At 68.7% G+C, this 12,218-nt stretch carries 12 protein-coding genes; 4 read left to right on the top strand and 8 right to left on the bottom strand.

The window, feature by feature from the left end; all coding sequences use genetic code 11:
* Positions 1-22 precede the first annotated feature (22 nt).
* Together AC1DEL_RS01780 and AC1DEL_RS01775 are read left to right on the top strand one after the other, a co-directional pair.
* Positions 23-484, top strand: coding sequence for an ion channel (locus tag AC1DEL_RS01780; RefSeq protein ID WP_477125145.1), 462 nt, complete (start codon positions 23-25; stop codon positions 482-484).
* Between the two features lie 162 nt (positions 485-646).
* Positions 647-1,519 (top strand): MipA/OmpV family protein, encoded by an 873-nt coding sequence (locus AC1DEL_RS01775; protein WP_477125053.1) that lies wholly within the window; start codon positions 647-649, stop codon positions 1,517-1,519.
* 164 nt (positions 1,520-1,683) lie between these two features.
* Here AC1DEL_RS01775 and AC1DEL_RS01770 read toward each other — a convergent pair whose 3' ends face one another.
* Positions 1,684-2,358 (bottom strand): alpha/beta hydrolase, encoded by a 675-nt coding sequence (locus AC1DEL_RS01770; RefSeq protein WP_092293672.1) that lies wholly within the window; start codon positions 2,356-2,358, stop codon positions 1,684-1,686.
* Positions 2,359-2,416: 58 nt separating this feature from the next.
* Complete coding sequence (locus AC1DEL_RS01765; RefSeq protein ID WP_477125054.1) at positions 2,417-2,728, bottom strand: hypothetical protein; 312 nt, start codon at positions 2,726-2,728, stop codon at positions 2,417-2,419.
* Between the two features lie 224 nt (positions 2,729-2,952).
* Here AC1DEL_RS01765 and AC1DEL_RS01760 point away from each other — a divergent pair, with 224 nt between their 5' ends.
* Positions 2,953-3,174 (top strand): DUF2188 domain-containing protein, encoded by a 222-nt coding sequence (locus tag AC1DEL_RS01760; RefSeq protein ID WP_092293676.1) that lies wholly within the window; start codon positions 2,953-2,955, stop codon positions 3,172-3,174.
* Here the strand turns inward: AC1DEL_RS01760 and AC1DEL_RS01755 are convergent.
* From AC1DEL_RS01755 to AC1DEL_RS01740, 4 genes are read right to left on the bottom strand one after another with little or no spacing between them, the layout of a single operon-like run.
* Complete coding sequence (locus tag AC1DEL_RS01755) at positions 3,171-4,292, bottom strand: hybrid sensor histidine kinase/response regulator (protein WP_477125055.1); 1,122 nt, start codon at positions 4,290-4,292, stop codon at positions 3,171-3,173. The genes AC1DEL_RS01760 and AC1DEL_RS01755 overlap by 4 nt on opposite strands.
* A gap of 8 nt (positions 4,293-4,300) precedes the next feature.
* The gene (locus AC1DEL_RS01750) at positions 4,301-4,903 is read right to left on the bottom strand and encodes a chemotaxis protein CheB (RefSeq protein ID WP_255370777.1); all 603 of its coding nucleotides are present in this window, start codon (positions 4,901-4,903) and stop codon (positions 4,301-4,303) included.
* Positions 4,904-4,913: 10 nt separating this feature from the next.
* On the bottom strand, positions 4,914-5,828 hold the full coding sequence (locus AC1DEL_RS01745; protein ID WP_092293678.1) for a CheR family methyltransferase: 915 nt from the start codon (positions 5,826-5,828) through the stop codon (positions 4,914-4,916).
* Complete coding sequence (locus tag AC1DEL_RS01740; protein ID WP_477159057.1) at positions 5,810-8,974, bottom strand: response regulator; 3,165 nt, start codon at positions 8,972-8,974, stop codon at positions 5,810-5,812. Before AC1DEL_RS01740 ends, AC1DEL_RS01745 begins: the two co-directional genes overlap by 19 nt.
* A 200-nt stretch (positions 8,975-9,174) precedes the next feature.
* Between AC1DEL_RS01740 and AC1DEL_RS01735 the strand changes: the two genes are divergently transcribed.
* On the top strand, positions 9,175-10,017 hold the full coding sequence (locus AC1DEL_RS01735; RefSeq protein WP_441644568.1) for a DUF3626 domain-containing protein: 843 nt from the start codon (positions 9,175-9,177) through the stop codon (positions 10,015-10,017).
* On the opposite strand, the gene AC1DEL_RS01730 is transcribed toward AC1DEL_RS01735, so the two are convergent.
* Complete coding sequence (locus AC1DEL_RS01730; RefSeq protein ID WP_092293684.1) at positions 10,018-10,677, bottom strand: hypothetical protein; 660 nt, start codon at positions 10,675-10,677, stop codon at positions 10,018-10,020.
* An 18-nt stretch (positions 10,678-10,695) separates the two neighbouring features.
* On the bottom strand, positions 10,696-12,090 hold the full coding sequence (locus tag AC1DEL_RS01725) for a selenium-binding family protein (RefSeq protein WP_441644566.1): 1,395 nt from the start codon (positions 12,088-12,090) through the stop codon (positions 10,696-10,698).
* Positions 12,091-12,218: the final 128 nt, after the last annotated feature.

The following is a 12,218-nucleotide window of genomic DNA, read 5'->3' as shown; positions in this document are numbered from 1 at the left end:
CAGAAAACCACCCTTGCCGACTATGGAAGCCACGGCCTCCCCATACCTGATCGCCATCCTGCTCACCGCCACGCTGACCATCATCTGCGTGGCCGTGCACTACGAAGCCCTGCGCCTGATCTCGGCCATGCACCCGCGCCACTGGAGCGGCAAGGTCAACATCGGCGTGATGATCCTGCTCATCATCCTGGCCCACGTGCTGGAAGCCGTGCTGTTCAGCACCGGCTACTGGCTCGGGGCGGACGTGTTCGGTATCGGCGAACTCAAGGGCCTGCACGATCATGGGGCAGCGGCCTATGTCTATTTCTCGCTGGAAACCTTCACCACGCAGAGTATCGGCGACGTCATCCCGATGGGCCAGTTGCGGCTGCTGGCGTCGGTGCAGCCGCTGGTGGGGCTGATGCTGATCGGCTGGTCCACCTCCTTTACGTTCCTGGTGATGCGGCGCGACTGGCGTACGGACGAACTGGCTGACCGCGACTAAGATGCGGCCACGGTGACTGGATGGTAGGCAACGGGGGCCGCCGGTGAAATCGGCGTCCTTCCTACACGCTTGTGGGATTCGAGGAAGTTGCGCGGGCGGCGCGCCGGTGAAAAGATGATTTGCCGTCATGCGAACCACAACAATCAACGGGAGGACCCTGACGTGTCCAGACATCCGGAAGCCCACACACCACCGCTGGCCTGGTGGCTCGCCGCGCTGCTGCTCGCGCTGGCCCTGCTGCACGCGCCGGCCGCCCGGGCGCAGACGCCCGCGCCGCTGGCCGAATGGCAGTACTCGGTGGGCGTGCCGCTGGTGGAAATGTTCCAGGGCCAGCCCGAGGGCTGGAAATTCCGGCTCGGCGCGGCCATGACCGTGCGGCCGCGCTACGACGGCGCGCACGACTACTACGTCTTCGGCGGGCCGACCATCGACATCCGCTACGCCGACAAGTTTTTCGCCTCCACCGGCGAAGGGCTGGGCTGGAACATCGTCTCCAATGACCACTGGCGCGCGGGCATCGCCCTGACCTACGACCTGGGCCGCCGCGAGAAGAAGGACCACGACAACCTGGCCGGCATGGGCAATATCGGCATGGCGGCGGAGACCAAGATGTTTGTCGACTACGTGGTGTCGAAGTCGTTCCCGCTGGTGATCCGGGCCAACGCGCGGCGCCAGTTCGGCGGCGCCAACGGCTGGATTGGCGACCTGGGCGCCTATATGCCGCTGCCGGGCAGCTCCGAGAAATTCTTCTGGTTCGCCGGCCCGACCATGACCGTGGCCGATTCGGCCTACATGGGCCGCTGGTTCGGCGTGACGCCCGAGCAGGCGGCACGCTCCGGCCACCCGGAATACCGTGCCAGCGGCGGGATCAAGTCCTATGGCGGCGGCGTCTCGGCCATCTGGTTCATCAACAAGCACTGGTTCGCCACGGCGGACTTCGGGGTATCGGCGCTGGTCGGCGATGCGAAGAACAGCCCGATCGTGCAGCGCACGACCAACCTGACCGGGGATATTTCGGTGGTTTATCAGTTCTGAGCGAGGGGAGGCGCCTGCCCTCTCCCCCGGCCCCTCTCCCGGGGGGAGAGGGGAGGAACACCCTCGGTTTGCTCCCCACTCCCGCCTGCTGGATACGTGGGTTTGCTCCCCTCTCCCGCCTGCGGGAGAGGGGCCGGGGGAGAGGGGCAGCGCGTCAGACGAAGTCAGCCCGCCCGGCGCAGGTAGCCCTCCACCACGCGGCGCAGGCCCGGCAGCTTGCCGGTGAAGAAATGCCCGGCGGCCGGCAGGACCACCACCGGCAGTTCCTGCGGCCGGGCCCAGTCGAAGACATTGATCAGCGGCACGCGCTCGTCGCGCTCGCCATGCACCACCAGCGTGTGGGCCGGCACGGGCGGGGTGTCGTAGCGGAGCGTCTCGGACAGCGCGCCAGCCGGCATGCCGGTCAGGATCAGATGCTGGATCGATTCCACAGCCGAATCTCCCGCCTCGGTCAGGCGCGCCACCATCAGCGTCTGCACGAAAGCGCCGAACGAGAACCCGGCCAGCGCCACTGGCAGGCCCGGATATTCGGCCTGCAGATGGCGCAGCACGGCTTCCACATCGGTGGACTCGCCGGGGCCGCCATCGTAGGCCCCTTCGCTCCGCCCCACGCCCCGGTAGTTCGGCCGCATCGTCACGAAACCATGGGCCTGGAGCGTGCGCGCCAGCAGTTGGGGGATCTTGTGCTCGGCGGTGCCGCCCTGCCCCGGGTGGGGGTGCGCGACCACGGCAATGCCGACGGGCGGGCCGGCGGGAGTGTCCAGCAGGGTTTCGATCTGGCCGGCGGGGCCGGCAATGAATAGGGAGGTGGAAGCGGACGTGGTGTAGGCGGAAGACATAAAGCGGGGGCGACGGATGGATGTGCATCCGCAGCATACCCGGTCCCGCCGGGAACGATCAATGGTGCTGACTGGACTTGACCACTGACGCGATCTCCTGGCGCCGCACGCTGACCACGTCGTCCAGCTCCAGGCCTTCGGCCACGACCAGCATTTCGGCACCGCGCGTGATGGCATGAATCACGCCGTACCACAGCTCCGGTCCGGCCACCGCCGTCAGGCGGACGCTGAACTCGGTTTCCATATCCTGGCTGCAAACCGTCACCAGGTCGCCGACCTCGGGCATGGCGGCCTTCTCCGCCAGCAGGGATTCCCGGGCCGCCACCGTCAGTGGCATCTGCGCAATGCCGCGCGCAAACCTCGCTTGCATGGCTGTCTCTCCTGCGCGTTGTTTTCCCTACAAGAATATATAGGCGTGTCCCGAAAAGGCACGGTAAACCGTCACGCGCCGGACATAAGCGATGCGGACGCCGCCCCCCGGCGGGTGCCCGGCGCCTTCCCGGCGCCTCTCAGGTGGCGTGTCAGACGGCGCCGGATTGTGCCCTGCGCCATGGCATCCATAATGGAAGGATCATACGATCCAGGAGAACCATCATGCAGACCAACCTCCATGTCGTGCCGCACGGCACCGGTTGGGACGTGATCCATGAGGGCGCCCGCTACGCCGAGTCGCACCATGCCACGCAGGATGAGGCCATCCAGGCCGGCACCGGACTGGCCCGGCGCCAGAAAGTGGAGTTGCTGATCCATGGCGTCGACGGCAAGATCCGCGCACGCGACAGCTACGGCCATGATCCGAGGGAGGTGGCTGGCTAGGCCGGCTGGAAGGTTCCCTGCGTCCCGCAGCACGCGCGGGGCAGCGTCACAGTGAACACCGTGCTACCCGAGGCCGTCGACGAGGCGGCCTCGACGCTTCCGCCGTGCAACGCGGCCAGCTCCCGCGAGATATAGAGCCCCAGGCCCAGCCCCTCGGCGCTGTCTCCGCCGCCCGAGCGGAACGCTTCGAAGACATGCGGCAGGGTCGCCCCATCGATCACGCCGCCATTGGTCACCGTCACCGTCAGGCGCTCGGCGGCCGTGCCGTCCACGGCCACCACCACCGGCACCGCCGGGTCCCCATGATGCAGGGCGTTGCTGACGAGGTTCGACAGCACCTGCGAGATCAGGTCCGGATCGATGGTCGCCAGCGTATCTCCCACGGTTTCCAGTACCACGCGCTCCTTGCCGTGAGACGCCTCGCATTCATCGACGATGGCCGCGCAGATCGCGCGCAGGTCTTCCTGGCGCGGCTCCAGCTTGACGCGCCCGCCGTGCAGCCGCGCCACGTGCAGCAGCTGGTCCACCATGCGTGCCATGCGCTGGCTGCTGCGCGAGATGCGGTCGGTGGCCGGCTTGAGCTTCTCCTCGCCCCCGAACCGCCCCAGGAACGACGCCGACGCGATGATCGCCGACAGCGGCGTACGCAGGTCGTGCGCGAGCACCGCCATCAGCATCTCGTTGGTCTTGAGCAGTTGCTGGGCGGTTTCGAGTTGCTCGGCCAGTTGCTGCTTCTGCTGGGCCAATTGCACGAATACATCGACCTTGGCCGCCAGCACGCGCGCGTCGATCGGCTTGAACAGGAAGTCGACCGCGCCGGTGGCGTAGCCGCGGAACGCCCGCGCGCTGTCCTCCCCGGCCGCCGTCAGGAACAGGATGGGGATATGGCTGGTGCGCTTGCTGCCGCGCATCAGTTCGGCCAGCTCGAAGCCGTCCATCTCGGGCATGTGCACGTCGAGGATGGCCAGCCCGAAGTCGTGCTCGAGCAGCAGTTCCAGCGCCTGCGCGCCGGAATTGGCGTGGACGATCTGTACATCGGGCTTGGCCAGCACGGCATCGAGGGCCGTGAGGTTGGCGGCGATGTCGTCGACGGCGAGGATCTTGATCGGAGCTTGCATGGTCAGGGTCATTCAGAAAACTGGGCCAGGCGTTGGCCGATTTGTTCCAGTGTCAGCACGCGGTCTGCCGCGCCACGGTCGATGGCCTCCTGCGGCATGGTTTCCACGGCGGCACTGCCGGGCGACTGCACCCACGCCCGGCCACCCGCCGCGCGGATCATCGCCAGGCCGCGCGCGCCATCGTCGTTGGCGCCCGAGAGCAGCACGCCGAGCACCCGGGCGCGCCACGCCACCGCCGCCGACTCGAACAGCACGTCGATGGAAGGCCGCGAGAAACGCACCGGCGGCTCTACGGAGAGCGCCAGTTCGACGTCCTCCGGCGCCTCCGGCACCCGCTCCACGAGCAGGTGGTAGTCCGGCGGCGCCAGGTAGACGTGGCCCGGCCGCACCGGCATCTTGTCCTCGGCCTCGCACACGGGCAGCGCGCAGCGCGCGCCGAACAGCTCGGGCAGCAGGCTGGGCTGGTTCGGATGCTGGTGCATCACGATCAGCAGCGCCGGCCGGAAGCCCGCCGGCACCATCGGCAGCAGCACGGACAACGCCTCGACGCCACCGGCCGACGCGCCGATCACCACGGCGTCGCACCCTTGCGTATCCATCAGCCCTGCCATCGCGCCTCCTTCACAGCTTGCGGTACAGCCGCTCGCGCGGCACCAGTGGCTCGAAATCCCCGGCGTGGGCGCTGAAGTGCAGGCTCTCCTTGCTCCCCAGCCCCAGGAAGCCGCGCCGCGCCAGCGCGTCGTGGAACAGGCCGATGGCGCGGTCCTGCAGCGCGCGGTCGAAATAGATCAGCACATTGCGGCACGAAATCAGCTGGGCCTCCTGGAACACGCTGTCGGTGGCCAGGCTGTGGTCGGCAAACACCGACTGGCGGATCAGCCCGGCGCTGAACTTGGCCTTCCCATAGGCTGCATGATAGTAGTCCGAGAGCGAGCGCCGCCCGCCCGCCGCCAGGTAGTTGGCGCCGAACGCCCGCAGGCGCCCCGCATCGTACACACCCGCCCGGGCGATGGCCAGCGCGTCGGGGTTGATGTCCGTGGCGTAGAACACCGTGCGCTCGGCCAGCCCCTCCTCCTCGAACAGGATGGCCAGCGACCACAATTCCTCGCCGCTGCTGCACCCGGCCACCCAGACATTGATCGACGGATAGGTCTGGAGCACCGGCACCACATGCTCGCGGATGGCGCGGAAGTAGGACGGGTCCCGGAACATCTCGCTGACCTGCACCGTCAGGTACTGCAGCATGCGCGCAAACAGTGCCGGGTCGCGCAGCATGCGGTCCTGGAGTTGCGACAGCGTCGCAAAGCCCAGATCGTGCAGCGCCTGCTGCAACCGCCGCCGCACCGAGGCCCGCGCGTAGTGCCGGAAATCGTGCTGGTACTTGCGGAAGATCGCCTCCAGCAGCAGTTCCAGTTCGATTTCGAAATTGGCGTCGGGCAGCGCCGTCTCGCCGTGATCCACCACCGGCACGGGCAGCGGTAACGACAGCGGCGGCAGCGGCGCGGTGTCCGGGGTCTTCAACTTTCGTGGAGCCATACGCGGCACAGGGACAGCAGTTGATCCACATCAATCGGCTTGGCGATGTAGTCGTTCGCCCCGGCGCGAAGGCACGCCTCGCGGTCGGACGGCATCGCCTTGGCGGTCAGCGCGATGATCGGCAGCCGCCCGTACTCGGGCATCTGGCGGATATGGCGCATGGCCGTGATGCCGTCCATCTCCGGCATCATGATGTCCATCAGGACGAGGTCCACGTCCTTGTGGCGCGCCAGCATGTCCAGCGCCTCGCGCCCGCTGCGGGCGATCTCCACGGTGGCCCCGAGCGGCTCGATCACCTTGGACAGCGCGAAGATGTTGCGCGCGTCGTCCTCCACCAGCAGCAGCTTGCGGCCGTCGAAGGCGTCGTCGCGGCTGCGCGCGGCGCGCAGYATGCGCTGCTGCTCGGGTGGCAACTGGGACTCCACGCTGTGCAGGAACAGCGTCACTTCGTCCAGCAGCCGGTCCGGCGAACGCGCGCCCTTGATGATGATCGACTTCGAATAGCGGCGCAGGCGCTGCTCGTCCTCGGCCGATAGCTGCCGCCCGGTGTAGACGATGACCGGCGGCATCTGCGCGGCGCCATCGCTGGCCATGTGGGCGAGCAGGTCGTGGCCGGTGCCGTCCGGCAGCACCATGTCCATCACCACGCAGTCGAACGCGGCGCCGGCCAGCGCCTCGCGCGCGCCGGCCACGGTGCCGGCGGTGACGATCTCGGCCTGGACCGATTGCAGCAACGCGCGAATGCTCTCGCGCAGCGCCGGGTCATCCTCGATCACCAGCACGCGGCGCTGGCCCGGCGCCATGCGCGCCTCCAGCCCCCGCATCACCTCGGCCAGCTTGTTGCGCTCGCTCGGCTTGAAGGTGTAGCCGATGGCGCCGCGATGCAGCGCGGCCTCGGCATGGTCGCTGACCGAGATCAGGTGCGTGGGGATGTGGCGCGTGGCCGGGTCGTGCTTGAGCCAGTCCAGCAGCGTCAGGCCCGACTGGTCCGGCAGCGCCACGTCGAGCAGGATGCCGCAGGGCTGGTGGTGGCGCGCCAGTTCCAGCCCGTGGCTCGACGTGGTGGCGTGGATGCAGTCGAAATCCAGCTCGTGGGCCAGGTCGTAGAGGATGCCGGCGAAGTCGATATCGTCTTCCACGACCAGGATCAGGCGATTGCCGCGCGTGCGGTGGTCGCGGTCGTCGGCAATCGGCTGCGGATAGCCGGACGGCGATGGGCCTGGCCCGGCTTCGGACGCCTCCGGGGCCGGAATCGGCGCGGGCCGTGCCATGGGCGGCAGCGGCATGGCCTGCGACGGTGGGGCCTGGACCTGCTCGGGGGCGGCCGGCGGCGTGACCAGCCCGGCCTGCGTGGCGGCATCCGCCACCAGCGTGCGCGGTACGGTCAGGGAGAACACGCTGCCCTGCCCCGGCTCGCTCGCCACGGCGATCACGCCGCCCAGCAGCCGCGCCAGCTCGCGCGAGATCGACAAGCCCAGCCCGGTACCGCCGTAGCGGCGGCTGGTGGTGCCGTCGGCCTGCTGGAAGGCCTCGAAAATGACCTGCTGCTTGTCACGCGGAATGCCGATGCCGGTGTCGCGCACCTCGAAGCGGATCGCATCGTCGCCCTGCGCGACCAGCGCCAGCGTGACCGAGCCCTTCTCCGTGAACTTGAAGGCATTGGATAGCAGATTCTTGAGGATTTGCTGCAGGCGCTGGCTGTCCGTGACGATGGCGTCAGGCAGGCCCGGCATCCGCTCCACGCGGAAGGCCACGCCCTTCTGCTCGCCCACATGGTCGAACATCTGCGAAATCCGGGCGGTGAAGGCGTCCAGTTCCACCGGCTCCGGCTCGATGGTCAGGTGGCCGGCCTCGATCTTGGAGAGGTCGAGGATGTCGTTGATCAGGTTCAGCAGGTCGGTATTGGCCGCGTGGATGGTGGCCGCGTAGCGGACCTGCTCGCCGGTCAGCGTGCCGTCCTTGTTCTCCTGCAGCAGCTTCGCCAGGATCAGCGCGCTGTTCAGCGGCGTGCGCAGCTCGTGCGACATRTTCGCCAGGAACTCGCTCTTGTACTGGTTCGAGCGCTCCAGCGCCCGGGCGTTGGCGGCCAGTTCGGCCTGGAAGGCGAGCATCTCGCGCTTCTGCGTCTCCAGCCGCTGGGTGTGCTCCTCCAGCTGGACGTTGGTCTGTTCGAGTTCCGCCTGCTGGGTTTCCAGCCGCGCCTGGGAGTCCATCAGCGCACGGCCGCGCTCCTCCAGTTCCTCGTTGGAGACGCGCAGCTCCTCCTGCTGGACCTGCAATTCCTCGCTCTGGCGCTGGGTTTCGCCGAGCAGGTGCTCCAGCCGGCCCCGGTAGCTCGCGGCGCGCAGCGTCATGCCGACTGGCTCACCGATGCGCTCAAGCAGTTCCACCACATCGGCAGTCCCGCGCCGGGACGTGATAAAGCCCAGTTCGATCACCCCGACGACCTCGCCCTCGGCGGTCAGCGGCGCGGCCACGATCTCGGTGGGAGTCGTGCGGCCCAGCGCGGAGGCCACCGGCAGGTAGTCGGGCGGCAGCCCGCCCACGGCGATCACCCGGTTCTCGGTCACGGCCTGGCCGGCCAGCGTCTCGCCGGGGGCGAGGGTGGCCGGCGCGCGGTCAGCATCGGCCAATGCCCAGGTGGCCAGCCGGTGCAGGCGGCCGTCGTCGCACTGATAGACCACGCCTACGCGGGCGTCGAGCGCCGACGCCAGCGCACGCACCAGCGCATCGCCGACATTGCCGGCCGATTGCGCCGAGCGCACCTCCTGGTGAATCTTCACCTGGGCCTGCTGCACCCACATCAGCCGCTGGATGGCGCCCTGGCCCACCAGGTAGCGGTAGATCACCACGGCCAGGAACCAGTTCACCAGGAAGCCGATGGACCGGTTGGTGATGGCGATGATGGGCGCGGCGCCGGGCGGCGAGACCACGTAGCCCACCGCCAGCAGCAGCGAACTGACCGCCGCCACGATCAGCGGCAGGYGCGGGTTGTCCGCGTAGATCGACAGGCAAATCGGGATCAGATAGAACAGCCACGCGGCCAGGCCGAGGGGCGTGAACGCATCCGCCGCGAAGACCACGGCAAGCGAGACGGGCACCAGGATCGTGCCAAACAGGAAGCGTTGCAGGGAAGTCGGTTGCATACCGGCAGGATCGATGGGATGAAAGCGGGCGGGCGCGGCGGCAGGCGTCCCGGCCCCCCGCCGGCATGGATGCCGGCCAGGGCGCCTTATCGTACCTTGCGACGGGCGCCGTGGCTGTCGGTGTCGCGCCGACAATTGCTGCACCGCAGCGCCGCTACAATCGGCCGATCGCCGCCTTGCCGGCACCCCCGGATCCGCCAATGTTCCCGGACGACCCCGCCGCCCACGCCTTGGCCCATGTGGCCGCGCGCAGCCACGGCGCGCCGCTGCACCCAGACTGGCGCGTCACGCTCAATTTCCACCCGGACCGGCTCCACGCCGGCGTGCCGCTGCTCGCGGCCATGGCCGCCGACGGCGTCTATCGCTCCCAGTTCGAGACCGGCACCAGCAACGGCGGGCTGACCGCCCACCCCGGCGGGGACCGCTGGCACTGGGAAAGCCGGATGTTCGGCCAGGCCTACGACGCGGCGCCGCCAGCCGACCGCCCCAAGTACGGCGCGCTCAACCATCGCCATCGGCCCGAAGGGGGCTCGCCGCGCTTCGGCGCCTGCCACCTGCGGCTGGCGGCGGACGTGCTGGCGCGGACCACCTTCTGTTACCCGGACAGCGTGTTCGATCCGGTGCATTTCGGCGTGGCCGGACGGCTGGATCTGGTAGACCGGCTGCGCGCCGCGCCGCCGGACGATCCGCTCGACCACTATATAGAAGCGCATGTACACGGCCCGCTGGTGCTGGCGCGCGACGTGGAGGCGCTCGTGCTCGATCCGTCGTTCCGGGGCACCGAGACCGAGACGCTGGCCCGCGCCCTGCCCTGCGCCGTCGAATGGCACGCGGGATTCTCGGCGAATGCCGATGACTTGCGGGCCGAACGCGACTATCGCGACTATCGCGGCGCCCACATCGCCGAACTGGCCACGACGCTGGCCGGGAGTGAGCCGCTCACCCCGGCCCGGATCGGCGCAGCCGCCCGCGCGGGCCGCCACGATCCCCAGTTGCTGAAGAAGGTCTGGCACTGCCTGGCGCGCTTCGGGAATCGGAATTAGTCACATCACCAGCAGCACCACCCCGCAGATACCCAGCGCCGCCGTCCAGATCCAGTCGAGATTGACCCAGCCGGTCCGCAGGAAGGCCACGCCGACGCGGTCGTAGACCAGCAGCGCCACGGCGCAGATGGCGGCGAGCATCGTTGCCGTGTGCAGGCCCAGCGCCAGCATGGCCGGGCCGAGCGCGTCGGCGGCGTCGAACTGGGTGGCGCCCGGCGTGGCGCAGATCGGCATCAGCGCCGGCACCAGCATCAGCCCGGCCCCGTGCATGCCGGCCATCAGGAACGACCACGCCGCCAGCCCCAGCATGCCAGCCCGCATGCCCACGCGCGGCCGCATGCGGTGCCCGCGCACCATGTGCCAGATCGCCCAACCCAGCAGCACCGCCCCGGCCACCCGCGCGAAGCCGGTGTGCGGCAGCACGCTGCCCAGCCAGAGTGCCACGCCCACGGCCAGCGCCACCGCCGCCGCGTGGCCGAGCGCAATCGGCACCAGCGACCACAGCACCACGCGGCGCTGGCCCCGATGCAGGCCCAGCGCCACGGCGAACAGCCATCCCATGGCCGGGTTCAGGCCGTGGAACAGGCCCAGCGCGGCAATCGTCAGCCAGGGCCACCAGGCAGTCCATGTCGCCGCCCAGGTTGGCGTCCACGTCAGCATGCGCGGCCCCCGCGAAGGCTAGGGAAAGCAGTAGGAATCCGAGGAGCAGTCGCCGCCCTGCAGGCGCACCTGGTGCGGACGATGGCTCTTGGGCCAATCGAGGAAGAAGCGCGGATCGAAGGCGATGCCCCCGTCGGGCGCGGCATCGAGCTTGACCATCCAGCCGTCCAGCCCCTCGGGGTAGAACTGCGGATCGACCGCGCCATAGAGAGAATTGGTGAAATAGACGCGCCGGCCGTCCCGGCTGACCTCCACCATCTGCGGGCCGCCGTTCAGGCTGCGGCCCGGCGCGCCCGGATGCCCGGCCCGCGAGACGATGCCGCCGATCCGCACCTTGCCGGTCAGCTTCGGGGCGAAGGGGTCGGAGACGTCGTACTGGAGCAAATCCCCTGTGCCCCAGCAGGACACGTAGAGGAAACGGTCGTCCATCGACAGGTCGATGTCCGTGACCAGCGGCGGCACCGCGCCAAACCCCTTGAGCATCGGCGGAAGCTGGTCCGGGTCGGCCGGCTCGGCGGGGATGTCGATGATCTTCTTCACCGCCCATTTGTCGCCATCGCGGTACCAGGTCCAGATCGACGAGGACAGGTCCTTCAGGCACAGCACGCAGTTGACGAAGCCGTACGCCTTGGTCGGGTCGTGCGCGGGGCGCAGTTCGAAGACCAGCTGGTAGTCCGGGCCGAAATCGATCTCCTGAAGATGCTTGCGCCCCGTGAAATCCCAGAAATGGAGCTTCCGGCCGTAGCGCGCGCCGAGCAGGATGTCGGCGACCAGGCCGTCCTCGATCATGTCCGGCGTGCCCCACTCGCTTGTCACGAGCGTGTCATAGCCCAGGTGCCACCATCCGTCATAGGCGAAATGCTGGGGACCGCGCTCCACCTCCCATTGGCCGAGCGGGTCGAAGCTCTGGGCGTCCAGCATGGCGATGCCGCCCGGCCCCTTGCCCTCGGCATTGCCCAGCGCCGTCACATAGATGCCGCCCGGGCCGCAATGCACCGTGTGGGGGCGGCTGTAGCCGGTGCGCTCGGCCAGTTCCTCGGGCTCGATCACCCGGCTGATGACGGGCTGGCGCGGGTCCGGGCCGGTATCGAGGATATAGATACGAGAGGAACGCAGGCCCGGCACCACGAGGTAGCGCCGTTCCATATGAGGATGCGGCGCGTTGGGACACAGGCAGGACGAGCAGGCATTCCACCCGAAATGATGCAGTTCGTCGCCGGCATGGGTCATGGTCACCTGCCCGACGATCTGCGCGTACGTGGCCGAGTCGGGGTCCACGTCCACCACGGCGATGCCGTCCGGCTGCTGGCGCCCGGGGTCGAACATCGCCACGTAGGCCAGGGTCTCGGGCGGCGCCTTGGCGGCCAGCCGCGGAGACGGGTAAAAGCTCGGGTCGGGCTTCCAGGTGGCCATGATTCGCCTCCGGTGGACTGCGGGCTTGAACTATAGGACATGGCCGGCCCATGTGACGCCCATGATCCTTGGGTTCAGACGGCCTATCCCAAGGTGTTATGGCGGGTATCGACCCTTTCTCTGCACCA

This window comes from Cupriavidus sp. 10L43_2 (assembly GCF_056395265.1).
The sequence above is the reverse complement of the archived record's forward strand: the minus strand, read 5'-3'. Positions and strand labels throughout refer to the sequence as shown.

What these genes read in the sequence shown, in the direction of transcription:
- AC1DEL_RS01780 (WP_477125145.1), top strand. Translation starts at nt 23, where the DNA reads ATGGAAGCCACGGCCTCCCCATACCTGATCGCCATCCTGCTCACCGCC.
- AC1DEL_RS01770 (WP_092293672.1), bottom strand. Translation starts at nt 2,358, where the DNA reads ATGTCTTCCGCCTACACCACGTCCGCTTCCACCTCCCTATTCATTGCC.
- AC1DEL_RS01765 (WP_477125054.1), bottom strand. Translation starts at nt 2,728, where the DNA reads ATGCAAGCGAGGTTTGCGCGCGGCATTGCGCAGATGCCACTGACGGTG.
- AC1DEL_RS01760 (WP_092293676.1), top strand. Translation starts at nt 2,953, where the DNA reads ATGCAGACCAACCTCCATGTCGTGCCGCACGGCACCGGTTGGGACGTG.
- AC1DEL_RS01755 (WP_477125055.1), bottom strand. Translation starts at nt 4,292, where the DNA reads ATGCAAGCTCCGATCAAGATCCTCGCCGTCGACGACATCGCCGCCAAC.
- AC1DEL_RS01750 (WP_255370777.1), bottom strand. Translation starts at nt 4,903, where the DNA reads ATGGCAGGGCTGATGGATACGCAAGGGTGCGACGCCGTGGTGATCGGC.
- AC1DEL_RS01745 (WP_092293678.1), bottom strand. Translation starts at nt 5,828, where the DNA reads ATGGCTCCACGAAAGTTGAAGACCCCGGACACCGCGCCGCTGCCGCCG.
- AC1DEL_RS01735 (WP_441644568.1), top strand. Translation starts at nt 9,175, where the DNA reads ATGTTCCCGGACGACCCCGCCGCCCACGCCTTGGCCCATGTGGCCGCG.
- AC1DEL_RS01730 (WP_092293684.1), bottom strand. Translation starts at nt 10,677, where the DNA reads ATGCTGACGTGGACGCCAACCTGGGCGGCGACATGGACTGCCTGGTGG.
- AC1DEL_RS01725 (WP_441644566.1), bottom strand. Translation starts at nt 12,090, where the DNA reads ATGGCCACCTGGAAGCCCGACCCGAGCTTTTACCCGTCTCCGCGGCTG.